General features: G+C 69.9%; 17 protein-coding genes. 11 read left to right on the plus strand and 6 right to left on the minus strand.

The window, feature by feature from the left end; genetic code table 11:
- The first annotated feature begins 3 nt into the window (after nucleotides 1-3).
- Nucleotides 4-474, plus strand: coding sequence for a YrhA family protein (locus tag GXW71_RS01060; RefSeq protein WP_211850521.1), 471 nt, complete (start codon nucleotides 4-6; stop codon nucleotides 472-474).
- A gap of 74 nt (nucleotides 475-548) precedes the next feature.
- On the plus strand, nucleotides 549-794 hold the full coding sequence (locus tag GXW71_RS01065; RefSeq protein WP_211850523.1) for a hypothetical protein: 246 nt from the start codon (nucleotides 549-551) through the stop codon (nucleotides 792-794).
- Nucleotides 795-806: 12 nt separating this feature from the next.
- Here GXW71_RS01065 and GXW71_RS01070 read toward each other — a convergent pair whose 3' ends face one another.
- Nucleotides 807-1,655: an IclR family transcriptional regulator gene (locus tag GXW71_RS01070; protein WP_246526174.1), complete on the minus strand. Its 849-nt coding sequence runs from the start codon at nucleotides 1,653-1,655 to the stop codon at nucleotides 807-809.
- Nucleotides 1,656-1,790: 135 nt separating this feature from the next.
- Here GXW71_RS01070 and GXW71_RS01075 point away from each other — a divergent pair, with 135 nt between their 5' ends.
- Genes GXW71_RS01075 through GXW71_RS01115 form a run of 9 tightly spaced genes read left to right on the plus strand, consistent with a single transcriptional unit; the run spans nucleotide 1,791 to nucleotide 14,291 of the window.
- Nucleotides 1,791-3,860, plus strand: coding sequence for a hydantoinase/oxoprolinase family protein (locus GXW71_RS01075; protein WP_211850526.1), 2,070 nt, complete (start codon nucleotides 1,791-1,793; stop codon nucleotides 3,858-3,860).
- Nucleotides 3,857-5,509: a hydantoinase B/oxoprolinase family protein gene (locus tag GXW71_RS01080; RefSeq protein ID WP_211850527.1), complete on the plus strand. Its 1,653-nt coding sequence runs from the start codon at nucleotides 3,857-3,859 to the stop codon at nucleotides 5,507-5,509. The genes GXW71_RS01075 and GXW71_RS01080 overlap by 4 nt, the downstream gene beginning before the upstream one ends.
- 38 nt (nucleotides 5,510-5,547) lie before the next feature.
- Nucleotides 5,548-7,077, plus strand: coding sequence for an ABC transporter substrate-binding protein (locus GXW71_RS01085; RefSeq protein WP_211850528.1), 1,530 nt, complete (start codon nucleotides 5,548-5,550; stop codon nucleotides 7,075-7,077).
- Between the two features lie 4 nt (nucleotides 7,078-7,081).
- On the plus strand, nucleotides 7,082-8,035 hold the full coding sequence (locus GXW71_RS01090; protein ID WP_246526175.1) for an ABC transporter permease: 954 nt from the start codon (nucleotides 7,082-7,084) through the stop codon (nucleotides 8,033-8,035).
- A complete protein-coding gene (locus tag GXW71_RS01095; RefSeq protein ID WP_211850529.1) occupies nucleotides 8,035-9,888 on the plus strand; it encodes a dipeptide/oligopeptide/nickel ABC transporter permease/ATP-binding protein in 1,854 nt (617 codons plus the stop codon). The genes GXW71_RS01090 and GXW71_RS01095 overlap by 1 nt, the downstream gene beginning before the upstream one ends.
- Nucleotides 9,885-10,865 (plus strand): ABC transporter ATP-binding protein, encoded by a 981-nt coding sequence (locus GXW71_RS01100; protein WP_211850530.1) that lies wholly within the window; start codon nucleotides 9,885-9,887, stop codon nucleotides 10,863-10,865. The genes GXW71_RS01095 and GXW71_RS01100 overlap by 4 nt, the downstream gene beginning before the upstream one ends.
- A gap of 22 nt (nucleotides 10,866-10,887) precedes the next feature.
- Nucleotides 10,888-12,057, plus strand: coding sequence for a mandelate racemase/muconate lactonizing enzyme family protein (locus GXW71_RS01105; RefSeq protein ID WP_211850531.1), 1,170 nt, complete (start codon nucleotides 10,888-10,890; stop codon nucleotides 12,055-12,057).
- Between the two features lie 17 nt (nucleotides 12,058-12,074).
- The gene (locus GXW71_RS01110; RefSeq protein ID WP_211850532.1) at nucleotides 12,075-12,938 is read left to right on the plus strand and encodes an N-formylglutamate amidohydrolase; all 864 of its coding nucleotides are present in this window, start codon (nucleotides 12,075-12,077) and stop codon (nucleotides 12,936-12,938) included.
- A 21-nt stretch (nucleotides 12,939-12,959) separates the two neighbouring features.
- Nucleotides 12,960-14,291 carry an NAD(P)/FAD-dependent oxidoreductase gene (locus GXW71_RS01115; RefSeq protein WP_211850533.1) on the plus strand — a complete coding sequence of 444 codons (1,332 nt, stop codon included), beginning with the start codon at nucleotides 12,960-12,962 and terminating at the stop codon, nucleotides 14,289-14,291.
- 21 nt (nucleotides 14,292-14,312) lie between these two features.
- Here GXW71_RS01115 and GXW71_RS01120 read toward each other — a convergent pair whose 3' ends face one another.
- Genes GXW71_RS01120 through GXW71_RS01140 form a run of 5 tightly spaced genes read right to left on the minus strand, consistent with a single transcriptional unit; the run spans nucleotide 14,313 to nucleotide 18,810 of the window.
- On the minus strand, nucleotides 14,313-15,074 hold the full coding sequence (locus GXW71_RS01120; RefSeq protein WP_211850534.1) for a GntR family transcriptional regulator: 762 nt from the start codon (nucleotides 15,072-15,074) through the stop codon (nucleotides 14,313-14,315).
- On the minus strand, nucleotides 15,064-16,032 hold the full coding sequence (locus GXW71_RS01125) for a Gfo/Idh/MocA family protein (RefSeq protein ID WP_211850535.1): 969 nt from the start codon (nucleotides 16,030-16,032) through the stop codon (nucleotides 15,064-15,066). Before GXW71_RS01125 ends, GXW71_RS01120 begins: the two co-directional genes overlap by 11 nt.
- The gene (locus GXW71_RS35370; RefSeq protein WP_211850536.1) at nucleotides 16,029-16,901 is read right to left on the minus strand and encodes an NAD(P)-dependent oxidoreductase; all 873 of its coding nucleotides are present in this window, start codon (nucleotides 16,899-16,901) and stop codon (nucleotides 16,029-16,031) included. The genes GXW71_RS01125 and GXW71_RS35370 overlap by 4 nt, the downstream gene beginning before the upstream one ends.
- Entirely contained in the window at nucleotides 16,898-17,785 is an 888-nt protein-coding gene (locus GXW71_RS01135) for an amidohydrolase family protein (RefSeq protein ID WP_211850537.1), read from the minus strand. Before GXW71_RS01135 ends, GXW71_RS35370 begins: the two co-directional genes overlap by 4 nt.
- Before the next feature lie 8 nt (nucleotides 17,786-17,793).
- Nucleotides 17,794-18,810 (minus strand): Bug family tripartite tricarboxylate transporter substrate binding protein, encoded by a 1,017-nt coding sequence (locus tag GXW71_RS01140; RefSeq protein ID WP_211850538.1) that lies wholly within the window; start codon nucleotides 18,808-18,810, stop codon nucleotides 17,794-17,796.
- Nucleotides 18,811-18,827: the final 17 nt, after the last annotated feature.

Here is an 18,827-nt window from a genome sequence, read left to right on the forward strand (position 1 = left end):
GCCATGGAGGCGCTGGAGATGGACCGCGAGGCGGCCGAGTGGTTGGAGCGCATTCACGCGGAGCAGCGCGAGGTGGGCGAGCATGTCGCGCCGCCCGCCGCCGAGGAGGCGATCGCCACGGTCGCCGATTTCTCGCTTCGTTCGCTTGGGGCGCCACTGCCCGAAGGCTACGTCGCATTCCTTCGCGTCTGCGACGGCCTCGATTTCAACGGCACCACCCTCTACGCCACGCGGCAGCGGAATTTGGGTGGTGGGGTGACCATGCTGGGCCTGCCGGAACAGAACCATATCTTCCGCGCGGATAGCCCGCGCCATCATCTGCTGCTCGGCGAGAGCGGCGACGAGCTTTTTGCGCTCGATACTCGGGATGGCAGCTTCGCGATTCTCGATCGGGGCTCGCTGTCGGAAGCGGAGCGCTTCACGGGTTTCGATGCGCTGCTGACTCGGGTCTTGAAGCGCGCCTTCGAGAGCTGAGAGGGCGACCACGGGCTGCATCCCGCCTTCCGATATTCCTGCGCCTCCGCCATCCCGTAGACATCAAGGCCTATGTGAAGGAGAACACGGATCCCGCCGTGGTGATGCGCAAGACCATGGCGAAGTCCGAGCGCGTCGGCACCAATGGCGGCACCGCAGCCGGCCTCGTCGGCAGCTACGACCAGGTCGCGGAGCGCATCGCGCGGTTCCATGAAGCGGGCATCGAGACCCTGCTCCTGCAATTCCAACCCTTCGAGCCGGAGATGCGTCGCTTTGCCGAGCACATCATGCCGCGTCTCAGGGAATTGCGTTGCCGTTAAAGGCCGCGTCCTTCAGCCGGCGGCGATCTCCATCGCCGCGCTGGCGCGCCGCAGCACCGGATCGAAGGGGTTGATTTGGGCCGCGACCGCCGCGGCCTCCGCCTTCATCAGGGTGGCGATGATGCCGCTGCGTTCGGCCGTCAGATGCTCGATCGTGCTGCCGATGCTCAGCGCCGCGACCGCCCGGCCTTCGCGGTCGAGGATCGGCACGGCGAGCCCGGTCTGGCCGGGGATGATGCCGAAGGCCCGCCCGCAATGGCCGGCACGCCGGACCTGGGCCAGCTCAGCGCGCAGCGTCGCCTCGTCGGTGCCGTCGAGTTCGCGCAGCCGCGGCAGGTTATGGCGGATCACCTCGTCCTGTTCCTCCTGCGGGAGAAAGGCGAGCATCACCATGGCGCCCTGGCCGATGCCGAGCGGCACGCGCCCGCCGATATCGCCGGTGAAGGAGCGGATGGCGAAGGGGCCGGTGCTGCGGTCGATGCAGACCGCCTCATAGCCATCGCGCACCAAGAGGAAGAGCGTCTCGCCGAGGGATTCAGTCAGGCGCAGCAGCACTGGGCGGCAGATCTGCCGCAACCCCATCCGATTGCCGGCGCGGGCGGCCAGCTCGAACAGGGCCAAGGCCAGGGTGTAGCGTTTGCTGCGCGCATCGAAGTCGAGCAGCCTTTCCTCGACCATGCTGCGCAGCACGCGATGCACGCTCGGTCGCGGCAGGGCGATGGCTTCGGCCAGCTCGGTCAGGCGCATGCCGGAAACACCGCCCTCCGCGAGAATGCGCAGCAGACAGGCCGCGCGATGCAGGACGCCAGGCGCTTCGGTCATCTCGTTCGCGCGACCTTCATGTCCGTTTTCCTCACTCATGTACGCCTTCTGATCAGCATATTATCGATATACGATATTCTTACGGAATTATGCTCGTATAGAGAAATTTGGGCTTGCTCGCCTGTACCGCTCGGCAAACCATGCTCCCAGGCGATCCCAATGGAGTGAAGCGGCATGGCGCGTTGGCGTGTCGGCGTGGACTCGGGTGGAACCTTCACCGATGTCTGCCTCTTCGATGAAGAGGCAGGCCGGGTCGACGTCTGGAAGGTGCCATCCACGCCGGATGATCCGTCGCGCGGCATTGCCCAGGGGGTCGAGGAAGGCATGCGCCGCGTTGCGCCGGATGCGGCGGAGCCAGGGGCGTCGGTCGCCTATTTCGGCCATGGCACCACGGTCGCGACCAATGCGCTGATCCAGCATCGCGGCGTGCGCACCGGCCTCGTCACCACCGACGGCTTCCGTGACCTGCTGGAGATCGGCCGCCAGAAGCGCCCCGACCTCTATGACATGCAGGCGGACAAGCCGCCCACCCTGGTGCCGCGCGACCTGCGCATGGAAGTGCCGGAGCGCGTGCGCCACACCGGGGAGATCGACACCCCGCTGGACGAGGCGCGGATGCGCGCCGCCGCGGAGGCCCTGAAGGCGGCAGGGGTGAAGGCGATCGCCGTCTCCTTCCTCTACGGCTTCATCCGCCCCGAACATGAGCAGCGCGCCGTCGCCATCCTGCGCGAGGCGATGCCCGACGCCTTCATCAGCGCGGGGCACGAAATCGCGCCGGAATTCCGCGAGTTCGAGCGGCTCTCGACCGTGGTGCTGAACGCCTATCTCGGCCCGATCATGCGCAACTACATCGAGCGCCTGACACCGCGGCTGCAGGCGATCGGCATGCGTGCGACGCCGCATCTGACGCAGTCCAATGGTGGCGTCATCGGCTTCGGCACGGCGGCCGAGATGCCGGTCCGTGCCGTGCTCTCCGGCCCTTCGACCGGCGTGGTGGGTGCGCAGGCGGTCGGCAACCTGGCGGGCTTTCCGGACCTCATCACCTTCGACATGGGCGGCACCTCGACCGATGTCGCGCTGCTGAATGGCGGGGTCTGCAAGCTGACCTCGGAAGCCATCGTGCATGGCTATCCGATCAAGGCGCCGATGCTCGATATCCACACCGTCGGCGCCGGCGGCGGCTCGATCGCCCATATCGACAGCGGCGGGCTGCTGAAGGTCGGCCCCCGGAGCTGCGGCGCCGACCCCGGGCCGGTCTGCTACGATCGCGGCAACACCGAACCTGCCACCACCGATGCCAATGTGGTGTTGCAGACGCTGAACCCGGAATACCTGCTCGGCGGACGCATGCGCGTGCGCCAGGATCTGGCGAAGCAGGCGATCGGCCGGCTGGCGGACCAGCTCGGTCTCGGGCTGATGGAGACGGCGCAGGGGATCCTCTCCGTCGTCACCGCCAATATGGCCCGCGCGATCCGTGTCATCTCTGTGCAGCGTGGCTATGACCCACGCGACTACACGCTGATGGCCTTCGGCGGCGCCGGCCCGCTGCATGCGGCGCGCCTCGCCAAGGAACTCGACATGACGCGGGTGCTGGTGCCGCGCAATCCCGGCATCCTCTGCGCCATGGGGCTGCTGCTGACCGATCTGCGCGCCGATTTCGCGGCCACCAGGCTGCTGCCGGCGACAGTCGCGTCGGTCGACGAGGTCGCCGCCAGCTTCGACGGCCTGGCGTTACGGGCCGAGGAATGGTTCGTGCACGAGGGCATCTCCGACGCCGATCGCCGCCTGACCCGCACCGCCGACATGCGCTACGCCGGCCAGAACTACGAATTGCCGGTGCCGCTGCCGGAAGGCCCGGTGACCGAAGCCACCATCGCCACGCTCGCCGAAGGCTTCGCCGAGGCGCATCGCCAGCGCTACGGCTTCATCGCCGAGGAAGAGCCGGTGCAGATCGTCACGCTCCGCCTGGAGGCGACCGGGCTGGTGCGCAAGGCGGAGCTCAGATCCTACCCGGATGCCGGACCGGACGCCTCCGCCGCCATCATGGGCGAGCGCGATGTCTGGTTCCCCGAAGCCGGCGCCTTCGTCCAGACCCCGATCTACAGCCGTGACGGGCTGCAGCCCGGCAACCGCTTCGCCGGCCCGGCGATCGTCGAACAGATGGACACCACCACGGTGGTGCCGCCGGGCATGACCGCCCGTGTCGATCCCTGGCTCAACCTGATCCTGGAGGTGTCGGCATGAGCCAGGCCGCGAAGCCGCAGCAGGCGCCGGTACTCGACCCGATCACCGTCGAGGTGATCGGTGCCGCCCTTTCCTCCATCGTCGAGGAGACCGGGGAAGCGCTGATCCGCGCCTCCTACTCGACCAACATCAAGGAACGGCGGGACTGCTCGACTGCGCTGTTCGACATCGCAGGCAATACGCTCTGCCAGGCCGAGCACATCCCGATCCATCTCGGCAGCTTCATCGGCATCGTCCCGCATGTGCTGCGCCTGCATCGGGTGGAGGATATGCAGCCCGGCGACGTCTTCGTCGGCAATGACGCCTATGAGGGCGGCGGTACCCACCTGCCCGACATCGTCCTCGCCGAGCCGATCTTCGTCGATGGCCGCATCGTCGCCTGGACGGTGAACCTGGCGCATCACTCGGACTTCGCCGATCGCGGGCATGCCCATATTTACCAGGAAGGGCTGCGCATCCCGCCGGTCAGGCTCTATCGCGCCGGCGAGCTGCAGAAGGATGTGCTCGACCTCATCCTGCTGAACTGCCAGGTCCCGCGCGAACGCCTGTCCGACCTGCGCGCGCAGATGGCGGCGAACCGCGTCGGCGTGCAGCGCTTCCAGGCGCTCTGCGCCAAATACGGGACCGGGACGGTACTCGCCGCCGGCGCTGCGCTGCTCGACTATGCCGAGCGCAAGATGCGTGCCGGCATTGCCGCCATTCCCGACGGCACCTGGCACTTCGAGGATGTGTTCGAGAGCACCGAGGTGACGACGCCCCTGCCTTTGTCCGTCGCGGTGACGGTCAAGGGCGACAGCATGGCGCTGCATTTCGAATCGCCGGACCAGCTCCGCGCCGGCCTGAACATGACCTACACCGCGCTGCTCGCCACCGCCTACTACGTGGTGAAGTCCGTGGTGGACCCGACCATCCTGCCCAATGCCGGGCTGGCGCGGCCGCTGACCATCACCGCACGCGAAGGCACGGTGCTGCGCTGCCGGCATCCGGCGGCGGTGAATGGCCGGGTACAGACCTGCCAGCGCGTCTCCGACCTCATTCTCGGCGCCTTGGCCCAGGCGGTGCCGGACCGCGTCACCGCCTGCTCCAACTCCGTCTGCACGGTCGCGACCTTCATCGGCGAGGGCAAGAAGGATGGCGCCATCTGGGTCTACCTCGAGACCATGGGCGGCGGTGGCGGCGCGCGTGCGACCAAGGATGGGCTGGACGGCGTGCATGTGCATGTCACCAACACCTCCAACCTGCCGGTCGAGGCGCTGGAGATCGAATATCCCCTGACCCTGCTGCGCTATGAGCTGGTCGAAGGCTCGGGCGGGGTCGGCACCTGGCGTGGCGGCATGGGGCTGCGCCGGGTCTATCGCGCCGATGAGGATTGCCGGGTGCGGGTCGATGTCTCGCGCCTCTCCTCCCGCTCCTGGGGGCTGCTCGGCGGCGGGGCCGGCGGGCATGGCGCGGTCGAATGCGGCCCGGGGGTGGTGTTCGACCGCGACAACGCGGTCCTGAAGGCGGGCCAGTGGTTCGCCGTGGTCAGCCCCGGTGCCGGGGGCTACGGTCCGCCGGAACAGCGCGATCCGGCCGCCATTGCCCGCGACCTGGCCGAGGGCGTGATCGACGCCGCCACCGCCAAAGAGGTCTACCGCCACACTGCCTGACCGCCGCTCGTCCGGGATCGAGAACAGGAGAAGATCGCATGGGGCCGCCCATTTCCCGCCGTGCCGTCCTGGCCGGCACCGCCGCTACGGCGATGCTTCCCTTCTTGCGTGCCCCGGGGGCCCGCGCGGCAACGCCGGGCATGCTGACCTTCGCGCTGTCGAGCTTCCCGCCCACCATTCAGCCCTGGGCGAACAGCGGCACCGCGGCGGCGACCGTCAAGCTGATGATCTATCGCGGCCTGACCTCCTACGGGCCGGACGGCGCGCTGCGCGGCGAGCTCGCGGAATCCTGGAGCCGGCTCGGCACCGAGGGCTGGGAGTTCAGGCTGCGCGACGCGAATTTCCAGAACGGCGAGAAGGTCACCGCCGCGGATGTGAAATGGACCATCGAGCAGATCGCCGCCGAGCGCTCGACGGCCTATTTCCGCGCGGAGATGCAGGGTGTCGCGCGGGTGGATACGCCCGATGAGCGCACGGTGCGCATCTACACCCGCCAGCCGGTGGCGACGCTGCCGATCTGGATGGCGAGCTACCATATGCCGATCATCTCGCGGAACTCGCCGCGCGGCAGCTCCATCGGCGCCGGTCCCTTCATCCTGAAGCGGCAGGAACGCGGCGTCTCGCTGGAGCTGGAGCCCTTCGCCGGCTACCACCGCCCCGGCCTGCCCAAGCTGCGCGGCATCCGGGCCGTCGCCTATGCCGATGAGAATCTACGGGTCGCGGCGCTGCGCGCCGGCGATGTCGATCTGATCGAATACGTCCCCTGGCAGGCGATGGACGCGATCGCGGCCGATGCTGCATTGAAGCTCGAGACGGTCGACGGCGCCTTCATGTTCCTGCTCTTCAATGCGACCCGACCGCCCTTCAACGATGCGCGGGTGCGCAAGGCGGTGGCGCATGCGATCAAGCGGGACGAGCTGGTCCGGGCCGCCTTCTTCGGCCGCGGATCGCCGCTGATGCAGCTTCCCATTCCCGAAACCAGCCCCTTCTACAACCGGGAATTCCACGATGGCTGGCGCTACGACGCCGATCTGGCCAAGCGGTTGCTGACTGAGGCGGGGCACCCGAACGGCTTCTCCTGCTCGCTGCTGTCGACCGCGCAATACGGCATGCACAAGGACACGGCAGAGGTGGTGCAGCAGCACCTCGCCGCCGTCGGCATCCGTGCCGAGCTCAACCTGCCGGACTGGGCGACGCGGGTGACCGCGGGCAATCGCGGCCAGTACGATATCGCGGTGCAGGGCACGGCCGCCGACAGCAACGACCCCGACGGCATCGCCAATTTCATCGACGGCTCCCTGGCCCCTTCCTACGTGCGCAGCCACGGCCTCAAGATCGACCGCATCACCGAGTTGCTGGCCGCCGGCCGCGCCGAGCTCGACGAAGGCAAGCGCCGCGACATCTATCGCGAGATGGAGCAGGTCGCGATCGAGCAGGTGCCGCTGGTCGGCCTGACCTGGCGCAGCCAGGGCTATGCCATGCGCCGCCAGGTCACGGGCTTCCGCAACCTGCCGGGCGCCCTGACCTTCTATTCCGGCCTGACCTTTGAGACGACCGAGGTCGCCTGACCGGATGCTGGGTTTCGCCGCCCGCCGCCTGCTGGTCTCGATCGGCCTCGTCTGGCTGGTGGCCTCGCTCGTCTTCCTGGTGATCCACCTGATCCCGGGTGACCCCGCGGAGCTGTTGCTCTCCCAGGGCGGCATTGCGCCGGATCCTGCGGCGGTGGAGGAGCTGCGGGAACGGCTCGGCCTCAACCAGCCACTCTGGCAGCAATACGCCACCTATCTCGGCGGGCTGCTGCAGGGGGATTTCGGCTATTCCCTGCAGGACGAGCACCCGATCGCCGAGGAGATCGCGCTCCGCCTGCCGCGCACGCTGGAGCTGGTGGGGGCGGCGGGGCTGATCGCGGTGCTGCTCGGCCTGCCGCTCGGCACCGTGGCGGCCCTACGCGCGGGCGGGCTGCTGGACCGGATGCTCTCGGCCGTTGCCGCCCTGGCGCTCTCCGTTCCTGTCTTCGTCGTCGGCACGCTGGCGGTGCTGGTGCTCGCCCAGCAGCTCAAGCTGGTGCCGGCCGGCGGCTATGTGCCGCTGGCCCAGGACCCGCTGCGGCATCTCGGGCTGCTGCTGATGCCGGCCGGCACCATCGCGGTTGGGCTCAGCGCCGTGGTGTTCCGCGTCACCCGCTCCTCGGTGCTGGAGGTGCTGCAGCGCGAGCATGTCCGCGCCGCGCAGGCGCGCGGCACGCCACCCGCCGCGATCATCCGCCGGCATGTGGTGCGCAATGCGCTGACGCCGGTGGTGACGGTGATCGCGCTCCATCTCGGCACCCTGCTCGGCGGCACGGTGCTGGTGGAGTTCGTGTTCAACTGGCCGGGCCTCTCCGGTTACCTGGTGCGGTCGGTCGAGGCGCGGGACTACCCGGAGGTGCTCGGCATCGTCGTCGTCATCTCGGCGTTGTTCGTGCTGCTGAATTTCGTGGTCGACCTGCTCTATGCGGTGATCGACCCGCGGGTGCGGCACGGCTGATGGGGCACGGTGGGCTCCGGCGCCTGGCACTGCCGGGCGGCCTGCTGGCAGGGATCCTGCTGCTTGCGCTGATCACGCCATGGCTGCCGCTGCCGGATCCGGTGCGGCAGGATATCGCGGGCCGGCTCGCCGCGCCCGCCGCCGCGCATTGGCTCGGACAGGACGAGTATGGGCGGGACGTGCTGTCGCGCATCCTCTGGGGGGCCAGGGTGTCGCTCAGCGTCGCCTTCGCCGCCTCCTTGCTGGCCGCCGTCGCCGGCACGCTGCTCGGTATCCTCGGCGGCTACTTCCGTGGCGTGGTGGAGCTGCTGACGGTGCGGGTGGCAGAGGTGGTGCTCTGCTTCCCACCCTTGCTGCTCGCGCTGCTGGTGGTCACGCTGCTGGGGCCGGGGGCGACGACCCTGATCCTCTCGCTCGCCATCCTCTTCGCGCCCGGCTTCGCCCGCGTGGCCTATGCCGAGACGCTCTCGGCCCGCGCGCTCGACTACGTCACCGCGCAGCAGGCGCTGGGGGCGCGCAGCGGCCGCATCCTAATCCGCACGCTGCTGCCCAATATCGCGCCGCCGCTGATCGTGCAGTTCTCGTTGACCATCGCCGCGGCGCTGCTGCTGGAGAGCGGGCTGTCCTTCCTCGGCCTCGGCGTGGTGCCGCCCTCTCCCTCCTGGGGGCTGATGATCCGGGGCGCACGTGCGACGATGGAACAGGCGCCGCTGTTGCTGCTCTGGCCGTGCCTGGCGCTCAGCGGTGTCGTGCTGGTGCTGAACCTGTTCTGCGACCGTCTGCGGGACGTGCTGGACCCGCGGGGCAGGACGCAAGGGCGGCCGGGTTTCCTGCGACGCATCGCCGCGCTGCCCACGCCGGCCTCGCCCGCATCCGCCGTGCCCGGATTGCTGGCTGTCGAGGGCCTGACCGTCGCCTTGCCCGGCCCCGCTGGGGCGCCGCTGGTGCGCGATGTCGGCTTCACCCTGGCGCCCGGGGAAACGCTGGCCATCGTCGGCGAGAGCGGCTCCGGCAAGACCATGACCGCGCTTGCGATCATGGGCCTGCTGCCGGGTGAGCTCCGCGTCGTCTCCGGCCGCATCCTGCTCACCGATGACGACGGCCGCGCACGCGATCTGCTGCGCCTGCCGGAGCAGGCGCTGCGCCGGCTGCGCGGCAACGATCTTGCCATGGTCTTCCAGGATCCCTCGGCCAGCCTCAACCCACTGCTCCGTGTCGGCGTGCAGGTGGCAGAGAGCCTGCATGCGCATGGCGCGACGGAGGATGTGCAAGCGCGGGTCGTCGCGCTGCTGCGCGAGGTCGGGTTGCCCGATCCGGAACGCGCGGCCCGGGCCTATCCGCACGAGCTTTCCGGCGGCCAGCGGCAGCGCGTGATGATCGCGGCGGCGGTGGCCAACCAGCCGCGCCTGCTGCTGGCCGACGAGCCGACCACTGCGCTCGACGTGACGGTGCAGGCGCAGATCCTGGCGCTGCTCGCCGCGCTGAAGCGGGCAGGGGGTGCGATGGGCATGGTCTTCGTCACCCACAACCTCGCCGTGGTGGCCGAGATCGCCGACCGGCTGGTGGTGATGTATGCCGGGGAGGTGGTGGAGGAAGGGCCGGTCACCGAGGTCTTCGCCGCGCCGCGCCACCCCTATACCGCCGCGCTGATGGCCAGCATGCCGGAAGGCGAGGCCGAGCGCCTCTCCGCCATTCCCGGCGCGGTGCCGCAGCCCTGGGCCATGCCCGCCGGCTGCCGCTTCGCCCCGCGCTGCGATTTCGCGATCGAGGCCTGCCGGACCGCGCCCCCCGCGCTGGTCGCGCCGGCGCCGGGCCGCAGGACGCGCTGCCTGCGCTGGAAGGAACTGGCATGAGCGCCGCGCCACTCCTGCGCGGTGAAGGCCTGACCCGCGCCTTCCATCGCCGCGGCGGGCTGTTCCGCCGTGGCGCACCGGTGATGGCGCTGCGCGGCGTCGATATCGCCGTGCATGGTGGCGAGGCGGTCGGTGTCGTCGGTGAAAGCGGCTGCGGCAAGAGCACGCTCGGCCGCATCCTGCTGCGCCTGATGCCGCCGAGCGCGGGCCGCGTGATCTTCGAGGGCGAGGATCTGGCGGCGTTGCCGGCAGCGCGGCTGCGGGCGCTCCGCCGGCGCATGCAGATGGTCTTCCAGGATCCCTATGGCAGCCTCGATCCGCGGCGTTCGGTCGGCGCCCAGATCGCCGACGGGATCCTGATCCACGGCCTGGCCGGCAAAGCCGAGGCGGGAGAACGCGTCACCGCGCTGCTGCATCAGGTCGGGCTCGATCCGGATCACGCGCGGCGGCTGCCGCATGAATTCTCCGGCGGCCAGCGCCAGCGCCTGGCAGTCGCGCGGGCGCTGGCGACGCGGCCGGATTTCATTGTGGCGGATGAGCCGGTCTCGGCGCTCGACGTTTCGATTCAGGCGCAGGTGGTCAATCTGCTGGCCGATCTCAGGGCGGAGCTCGGTCTCGCGCTGCTCTTCATCAGCCACGATCTGCATGTGGTGCGCCATCTCTGCGACCGGGTGGTCGTGATGTATCTCGGTCGGGTGATGGAGGAGGGGAGGGCCTCTGAGGTCTTCCATGCCCCCCTGCACCCCTATACTCGCGCGCTGCTCGCCGCTTCGCCCTCGCTGCGTCGGCGCGGCAACCCGGTGGCGCCGCTGGCGGGCGAGGTGCCGAGCATCGCCAACCCACCGTCCGGCTGCGTTTTCCGCACCCGCTGCGGCCTCGCGCAGCCTGCCTGCGCGGAGGCGGTGCCGCCGCTCGAGCCTATGCCGGGCGCGCCGGGCCGGCGCCTGGCCTGCCGGCGCGCTGCCGAGCTCGGATGACAATGGTGGGGGAGGAGACGCCGTGAACATCACCCGTGCGCAGATCTACCTGGCGGAGGTGGATGGCCGCCGCCCGCTGATCCTCAGGCTCTGGACCGATGACGGGATCTCGGGGCTGGGCGAGGCCGCGCTCGCCTATGGCATCGGCGCGACCGGCGCCGCGGCGCTGCTGGAGGAGATGCTGCAGAAGCTCGTGCTCGGGCGCGACGCCTCGGCGATCGAGCCGATCTGGAGCGACCTCTACGACCACAGCTTCTGGGCCAAGGGCGGCGGCCCGATCATCTACGCCGCGATCAGCGCCATCGAGACCGCGCTCTGGGACATCAAGGGCCGTGCACTCGGCGTGCCGGTCTACCAGCTCCTCGGCGGCGCCTATCGCCGCGATGTGCGGTGCTACGCCAATGGCTGGTCCTTCCGCGCGGTGACGCCGGCCGAGACGGCGCGCGCGGCGGAGATCCCGCTCAAGGCCGGCTATGACGCGATCAAGTTCTATCCCCTGGCGACACCGATCCGGAACCATCCGAACGGCGTCTTCGCCCATGTCTCGCGCCGCGAGTTCGATCGCGACTTCGAGGATCTGGCCGTCGAACGCGTGCGCGCGGTGCGCGATGCGGTCGGTCCCAAGGTCGACATCATGGTGGACATGAGCGCGGAGCTGACCACCGACGCGATCCTCCGCCTCGGCCGCCGGCTGCAGGAATTCGACCTGATGTTCCTGGAGGAGCCGGTCGATCCTTTCGACACCGACGCCATGAAGCTGGTCGCCGACGGTCTCCATGTGCCGATCGCAGCCGGCGAGCGGCTCTATACCCGCTACGGCTTCCGTCGCCTGTTCGAGCTGCGGGCGGCGGCCATCGTGCAGCCGGACATCGGCACGGTCGGCGGCATCATGGAGACCAAGAAGATCGCGGCGATCGCCGAGATGTACAACATGCGGGTGCAGCCACATCTCTGCGCGGGTCCGGTCGCGACCGCGGCGGCGCTGCAGCTCGATGCCTGCATCCCGAACTTCCTGATCCAGGAGCTCTACCCGTTCCGGGTGCCGGACCACTTCGACCTGGTCGATGCGCCGCTGGAGCCGCAGGTGCGGAACGGCCGCCTCGCCGTCCCCGACCGCCCGGGCCTCGGCGTCGAGCTGGTGGAGGCGCGGGTCGCGCCCTTCCTGCGCGCCGATATCCACCACACCCCCTGAACAGGATCCCGCCCACCATGCAGATGGACATCCTTCCCGGCGTCTTCGCGCGACGCGATCCCGCCGACCCCGCGCCGGTGCTGTTCGAGATCCCGCGCAGCGGCACCGAATACCCCTGCGACTTCCGCAGCATCGCTACGCTGACCGACCTGCAGCGCTCCGTCTCGAGCCATGTCGAAGCGGCCTACGCCGGTGTGGTCGGCGCCGGCGCGACCTGGCTCTACGCCTTCTTCCCCAACGCCTATATCGACGCCAACCGGCATGAGCTGGACATCGATCCCGACAGCCTGGACGGGACCTGGCCGGAGCCGCTGCAGCCTTCCCCCAAGACCAAGACAGGCGTCGGCCTGATCCCCACGGTCTGCGCCGGCACCAAGCCGATCTATGACGCGAAGCCGACAGTGGCCGAAATCCGCCATCGGCTCGATCACTACTACTGGCCGTATCACAACGAGGTCGCGCGGCTGTTGAAGGACTTCCGGGACGCGCATGGCGCGGCTTGGCACCTGAGCTGCCACAGCATGACCTCGCTCATCGCCAGCGGGCCCGATGCGGGGCAGCACCGGTCGGATTTCGATCTCGGCGATCGCAATGGCACCACCTGCGACACCGCTCTGACCGATCTCGTGGCGGAGGTGCTGAGCGGCTTCGGCTACAGGGTCACGCGCAACACCTACTTCATCGGCGCGGAATCGGTGCGCAAACATGGCGATCCGGCCAAGGGCATCCACAGTCTGCAGATCGAGATGAACCGCAGCCTCTACATGGATGACGCGACGCGCATCCGGCGGCCGGATTTCCCGCAGGTGCAGGCGCATCTGGCGACGCTGGCGGAGCGGGTCGTCGGCTTCGCGCGCGATCGCGCGGCAGCGCGGGGCTGATCAGGAAGGACCCAAGCAAGCATGTCGCCGCCCGTCGATCGCATCGCCAGCGATCCCACGCTTCCCGCCACAGCCGATGTCGTCGTCATCGGCGGCGGCATTATCGGTGTCGCCGCCGCCTACAATCTCGCGCGACAAGGCCATTCGGTGGCGCTGGTCGAGAAGGGCCACATCGCCTGCGAGCAATCGAGCCGCAATTGGGGCTGGTGCCGGCAGCAGAACCGCGACGAGCGGGAATTGCCGCTGGTCCGCCACAGCCTCGAGATGTGGGGGACGCTGGATGCGGAGATCGGCGCCGATCTCGGCTTCCGCCGCAACGGTCTGCTCTATGTCACCGAGAATCCGGCCGAGCTCGCCGGCTGGGAGGCCTGGGTCAACATGGCGCGCGGCCATCAGGTGCACAGCCGCCTGCTCACAGCGGAGGAGGCGCAGGCGATGACGCCGGGCGCCACCGGACGATGGATCGGCGGCGTGCATTCGCCGAGTGATGGCCGTGCCGAACCCGCCAAGGCGGCACCGGCATTGGCCGAAGCGGCGCGCCGGGCGGGCGCCACCATCCACCAGGCCTGCGCCGCGCGCGGGCTGGAGACGACCAGCGGGGCCGTCTCCGCCGTGGTGACCGAGAAGGGGCGTATCCGCGCCGGGGCGGTGCTCTGCGCCGGCGGCGCCTGGGCGTCGATGTTCTGCCGCCACCACGGCATCAAGCTGCCGCAGGCGGGCGTACGCTCGACCGCTTTCTACACGACGCCGGCGGCCGAGGTGACGGATGGCGGCCTTTCCATGCCCGGCGCCGTCATCCGCCGCCGCGTCGATGGCGGCTATACCGTCGCCATCCGCGGCCGCGGCCGGCTGGAGCTGACGCCGCAGGGGCTGCGCTACGCGCGCGAATTCTGGCCGATGTTCATGAAGCGCCGCTCCGCCGGCCTGACCATCCGCATGGGCCGGTCCTTCTTCGCGGGACCGGAAGCCCTAGGGAACTGGTCCATGGACGGCGTTTCGCCCTTCGAGAAGATGCGTGTTCTGGACCCCGAACCCGACATGGGCGTCGTGCGGGAGGGGCTGCGGGGCCTGGTCCAGGCCTATCCCCAACTCGCCGGCATCCAGGCGGCGGAGAGCTGGGGCGGCTGGATCGACTGCACGCCGGACGCGATCCCGGTGATCTCCCCGGTCGAGGCGCTGCCCGGCTTCTTCCTGGCCACCGGTTTCAGCGGGCATGGCTTCGGCATCGGCCCGGCGGCCGGCCGGCTGGCGGCCGATCTCGTCACCGGCGCCGCGCCACTCGTCGACCCGCATCCCTTCCGCTATGCACGGCTGGTGGACGGGTCGGATCTGGGACCGGTGGGGCCGATGTAGCAGGCCGCTTCCGCGTCGTGCTCAAGCCGGATGCGAAGCCCGGCTCATCTGCATGCTGTAGGTGTAACGGCCTTCGGGATGGGTCGTGACGGTGATCTCGAACAAGCCGTTGCGGGCGCCGTAGTAGCGTCGCACCACGGTCAGCGCCGGCGACCCGGCCTCGGCTTCCAGGCTCTCGGCCAATGCGGCGGGGATGCGGCTCGCGAAGATGTCGAGCTCCGCCTGCTCGATCGCCTCACCGAACATCTTCGCGACCTGCTGGTGCACCGGCGTGCGGCCGTGGTCGCGGCGCTTCGCCACCGCGGCATACTTCGGCAGCACGTAGATCTCGGTCCAGGCGAGGGGCGTCGTGACGCCGCTGCCGCGGCGGATGGAGGAGATGCGGAACCAGCGCCGCCCCACTTCGCATTTCAGCAGAGCGGCGAGGGTGCGGTCAGCGGTGATCTCCTCGCTGTGCTGGGTCTCGCGCCAGGTCTCGGTCGGGTAGCGGAGCCATTCCGACAGGGAGGTGACGCTGTGCGTGAACAGCGCCGGCGGCTCGCTCGCCACGACGAGCGAGCCGAGGCCGGCGCGGCGGATGATCAGGCCCTGCTCGGTCACGATGCGCAGCGCCTCCCGCACCGTGTGGCGGCCGGCGGCGAAGCGCAGGCCGAGCTCGACCTCGGTCGGTAGGAGCTGGCCGGGCGGATGCACGCCGCGCCGGATCTCCTCGGTCAGCGCGGCCGCCATCGCGCGATAGAGCGGCGCCGGCTTCGTCCTGGGCTTGGTCGTCTCACGGGGCATCGCAGTCGATCGTGGTTCCGGTCTCGACCGACCTTACCACGGCCTCGAAGCCAAGGACGGTCGCGAGGATGTCGCGCTCTGCGATCGCGGGCGGCGCGCCCGTCTCGACCTGGGCGGCGAAGGCGTCGAGCTCGGCCCGCAACGCGTCCTCGGGCGCGAAGCGGCGTGTCTCGGGTGGCGCGCTGGCCCGCCGCAGCACCAGCTCCGTCTCGCCCAGTACCTCGGCGGAGGCGAGGGTGCCGAAGGCGTGCACGCGCAGGAACAGCGGCGTGGCGCGGATGGTCGCCATCAGCCCGCTGGTGCCGTTCGCGAATTCCAGCAGCACGGAGACCGAATCGCGCGGCGCCGGGGCCGGCGGATGCGTGAGCAGGCGCGCCGTGACGCGCCGCACCGGCCCGAACAGCCCGATGCAGGCATCGAGTGCGTGCAGCCCCGCCCCGGTCATGCCGCCAGCGGGCGATTCGCCGGGCGCCAGCCGCCAGCCGCCGGTCACCGCGTCTGAATTGAGGTTGCTGTTATGCGCTTCGACATGCAGGAGCTGGCCAAGCGCGCCATCGGCGATCAGCGCGCGCAGCGCGCGCATGGCCGGCCAGAAGCGCCGGTTGTGACCGACCGCCATCGGCACACCGGCGGCACGGCAGGCGGTCAGCATGGCCCTTGCATCGGCGGCAGTCAGCGCGAGTGGCTTCTCGCAGAACACCGCCTTGCCGGCCGCGGCGGCGGCCAGCACCTGCTGATGGTGCAGCGAATGCGGGGTCGCCAGCACCACGGCGCGGATCGCCGGGTCGGCCAGCACCGCCTCAGCCCCCGCATGCAGCGCCAGCCCGTGCCGCGCCGCGAAGCCTCGCGCGCCCGCGGTATCGGGTTCGACCGCGTGGGTGAAGCGCAGCGCACCCCCGGCGGCCTCGACCAGGCTGCGGCCCCAACGGCCGAGGCCGAAGATCGCGGCCTCGATCATGGCATCCCCTGACAGGGACGGATCGCCTCGATGATCGCGGCGCTATCGGCAGCTTCGCCAACCGTGGTGATCGCATCCCGCAGCAGCGCGCGCTGCACCAGCATCAGCGGCAGCGCCTGGCCGGCAACGAGGGCCGTCTGGAGGATCATCTCGGCATCCTTCAATGTCTGGGCGAGGTGGGATTCGGGTGCGTAGTCGCGGGCGATCATCTTCGGTCCCTTGCCCGCCATGACCTGGGAGGCGGCGGCGCTCCGCTGGAGGGCGGCGAGGAACGCGCCCGCATCGAGCCCGAGCGCAGTCGCATAAGCCAGACCTTCGGCCAGCGCCGCGCGGTTCAACTGCAGGACCAGGTTGATGGCGAGCTTGGTGCGTGCGGCGTCGCCGGCCGGGCCGAATTCCAGGCGCTCTGGACAGAGGAGCGCGAGCAGCGGCGCGGTCCGTTTCCGCGCCGTGGCATCCCCGGCGACCAGCCCGATGGCTTCGCCGCGGCGAAGCTGCGCGCTGGTGCCGGAGATCGGGAATTCCACAAGCCCATGGCCGGCTGCCGTCAGGCGGGCAGCGAAGTCCGCCATCTGGTCCGGCGGGCAGGTGGTGATGCAGATGATGTCGATCGAACGCCTGGCGTCGGCGATGCCGCCATGGCCGAGTAGGACCTGCTCCGTCTGCCCCGCGTCGTAGACAGCGACCAGCACCGTCGCGCAGCTGCGCGTGACCATATCGAGGTCGTCGGCGATCGCGCCGCCCTTCGCCGCCAGCACGGCGCCCCGTGCCGGATCGACATCGAGGCCGACCACGCGCTGGCCGGCGTCGAGCAGCCGCTCGGCCAGCGCCATGCCCATCAGCCCCAGGCCGATGATGCCCGTGGTCACAGCCGATAGACCCGCAAGGCGGTGTCATGCAGCACTGCGGCGCGCTCGGCCGGCGTCAACCCGATCAGGCATTCGCGCATGACCCGGATGATCTCGGGATAGCTGGTCCAGAGGGTTTCGATCGGCCAGTTGCTGCCGAACAGGCAGCGTGAGGGGCCGAAGAGGTCGAGCGTCCCCAGCACCACCGGGCGCCAAGCTTCCACCGAGCAGATATGCGTGAAGGTGCCGAGGCCGGAGAGCTTCGACACCACATTCGGGCAGGCGGCGAGCCCGCGCATGCCCTGGCGCCAGGCGGCCCAGCCGGCGGCGCTGCGATCCTCCAGCATGCCCGCGTGCTGCAGGATGAAGGTCACCTCCGGATGCGCGCGCGCCAGCTCGGCCGCATCCGCCATCTGCCCCGCGAAGACCTGCAGCTCGAAGGCAAGGCCGCGGCGGCCCAGCTCCGCCAGGCCGCGGCGCCAGGCCGGATCGCGCATCACGTCCGGGCGTGCGGCGAAGCGATAGAGCGGCGTCTCATGCCAATGGAGCTGCTGGCGGATACCGCGCAACCCGGCATGCGCGCCTTCGCCGTCGAGCACGGCTGCGAGCCCCGGCGCGGCGAGGTCGGCGAAGCCCACGATGCCATGCGGGAAGCCGTGCCGATCGGCGACCGACTGCGCCCAGGCGACCTCGGCCACCTCCGCGGCCGGGGCGACGTTGATCTGGATGTAGACGGAGCGCATCACGCCTTCGGCGCGGCAGGTGGTGATGAATTCCTCCGGCCCGTGGTCGCGCCGCAACGGACCGTAGTCGCCGAAGATGCGCGGCACCGGCGGGCCGGAGAGCCACGGCACCGCATCCAGGCGCCAGAGATGATGGTGCGCATCGATGATCGGCTGATCCATCGCGCTGCCTATTGCGGCTCGATGCCGGCCTCGCGGGCGGCGGCGGTCCACTTCACGATCTCGCTGCGGATGAAGTCGCCGAAGACATCTGGGGGCTGCGGCGCCGGGTTGAGACCCATTTCGCTGAGGCGGGAGCGCGTGGCGGGACGGGTGAGGAATTCGGCGGTCAGCACAGCGAGCCGGTCGATAATCGGGCGGGGCGTGCGCGCCGGCGCCGTCAGCCCATACCAGATGGTCACGTCGAAACCCGGCAGTACCTCCGCGATCGCCGGCAGGTCGGGCATCAGGTCGCTCCGCTCCGCAGCGGTGACGGCGAGGCCACGGAGCGTGCCGCCCTGCATCTGCGCGAGCGACACAGCGTAGTCACCGAGCGAGAAGGCGAGGTTGCCGGAGATGACGTCGGTGAGCGCGATGGGTACGCCGCGATAGGGCACCGGCACCGCCTCCACACCGCCGAGGCTGCGGAGCCGCGCCAGCGACATCTGCGATGCGCCGGAGCCATAGCCGGCGGAGAGCTGGCCGGGATGGCGGCGCGCATAGTCCAGGAAGCCGGCGAGATCCCGGGCCGGGAAATCCGGCCGCACCAGCAGCACCATGGCGGTGGTGATGATGCGGCCGATCGGTGTGAAATCGGCCACCGGATCATAGGCCAGGCGCCGGAACATCGAGACGTTCGAGGCGTGGGTGCTGTTGGTGATGATGCCGATGGTGTAGCCGTCCGGCGCCGCCCGCGCGATCTCGAGCGCACCGATGCTGCCGAGTGCGCCGGGCCGGTTCTCCACCACGATCGGCTGACCCAGGGCGTCCTTGAAATACTCGGCGATGAAGCGCGCCACCTGGTCGGGGCCGGCGCCGGCCGGGAAGGGCACGATCATCCGCAGCGGGCGGGTCGGATAATCCTGCGCCGCGGCTGGGAGCACTGCGCCGAGCAGCAGCAACGACAACAGGCATGGCAAGGCGCGGATGCCGAACCAGCGCATGGCGTATCTCCCCTGTGGCGGGATCGGTTCGAGCGCGACCCTCATTCGCAATTATCCGGACA

Origin of the sequence: Plastoroseomonas hellenica (assembly GCF_018129085.1) — a bacterium.
Lineage (GTDB): Bacteria > Pseudomonadota > Alphaproteobacteria > Acetobacterales > Acetobacteraceae > Plastoroseomonas > Plastoroseomonas hellenica.

Bases quoted from the DNA above. Each gene is read 5' to 3' on its own strand.
- GXW71_RS01120 (WP_211850534.1), bottom strand. From the start codon at position 15,074: ATGCCCCGTGAGACGACCAAGCCCAGGACGAAGCCGGCGCCGCTCTAT.
- GXW71_RS01100 (WP_211850530.1), top strand. From the start codon at position 9,885: ATGAGCGCCGCGCCACTCCTGCGCGGTGAAGGCCTGACCCGCGCCTTC.
- GXW71_RS01095 (WP_211850529.1), top strand. From the start codon at position 8,035: ATGGGGCACGGTGGGCTCCGGCGCCTGGCACTGCCGGGCGGCCTGCTG.
- GXW71_RS01085 (WP_211850528.1), top strand. From the start codon at position 5,548: ATGGGGCCGCCCATTTCCCGCCGTGCCGTCCTGGCCGGCACCGCCGCT.
- GXW71_RS01070 (WP_246526174.1), bottom strand. From the start codon at position 1,655: ATGAGTGAGGAAAACGGACATGAAGGTCGCGCGAACGAGATGACCGAA.
- GXW71_RS01060 (WP_211850521.1), top strand. From the start codon at position 4: ATGGAGGCGCTGGAGATGGACCGCGAGGCGGCCGAGTGGTTGGAGCGC.
- GXW71_RS01090 (WP_246526175.1), top strand. From the start codon at position 7,082: ATGCTGGGTTTCGCCGCCCGCCGCCTGCTGGTCTCGATCGGCCTCGTC.
- GXW71_RS01125 (WP_211850535.1), bottom strand. From the start codon at position 16,032: ATGATCGAGGCCGCGATCTTCGGCCTCGGCCGTTGGGGCCGCAGCCTG.
- GXW71_RS01140 (WP_211850538.1), bottom strand. From the start codon at position 18,810: ATGAGGGTCGCGCTCGAACCGATCCCGCCACAGGGGAGATACGCCATG.
- GXW71_RS01110 (WP_211850532.1), top strand. From the start codon at position 12,075: ATGCAGATGGACATCCTTCCCGGCGTCTTCGCGCGACGCGATCCCGCC.
- GXW71_RS01075 (WP_211850526.1), top strand. From the start codon at position 1,791: ATGGCGCGTTGGCGTGTCGGCGTGGACTCGGGTGGAACCTTCACCGAT.
- GXW71_RS01080 (WP_211850527.1), top strand. From the start codon at position 3,857: ATGAGCCAGGCCGCGAAGCCGCAGCAGGCGCCGGTACTCGACCCGATC.
- GXW71_RS01135 (WP_211850537.1), bottom strand. From the start codon at position 17,785: ATGGATCAGCCGATCATCGATGCGCACCATCATCTCTGGCGCCTGGAT.
- GXW71_RS01115 (WP_211850533.1), top strand. From the start codon at position 12,960: ATGTCGCCGCCCGTCGATCGCATCGCCAGCGATCCCACGCTTCCCGCC.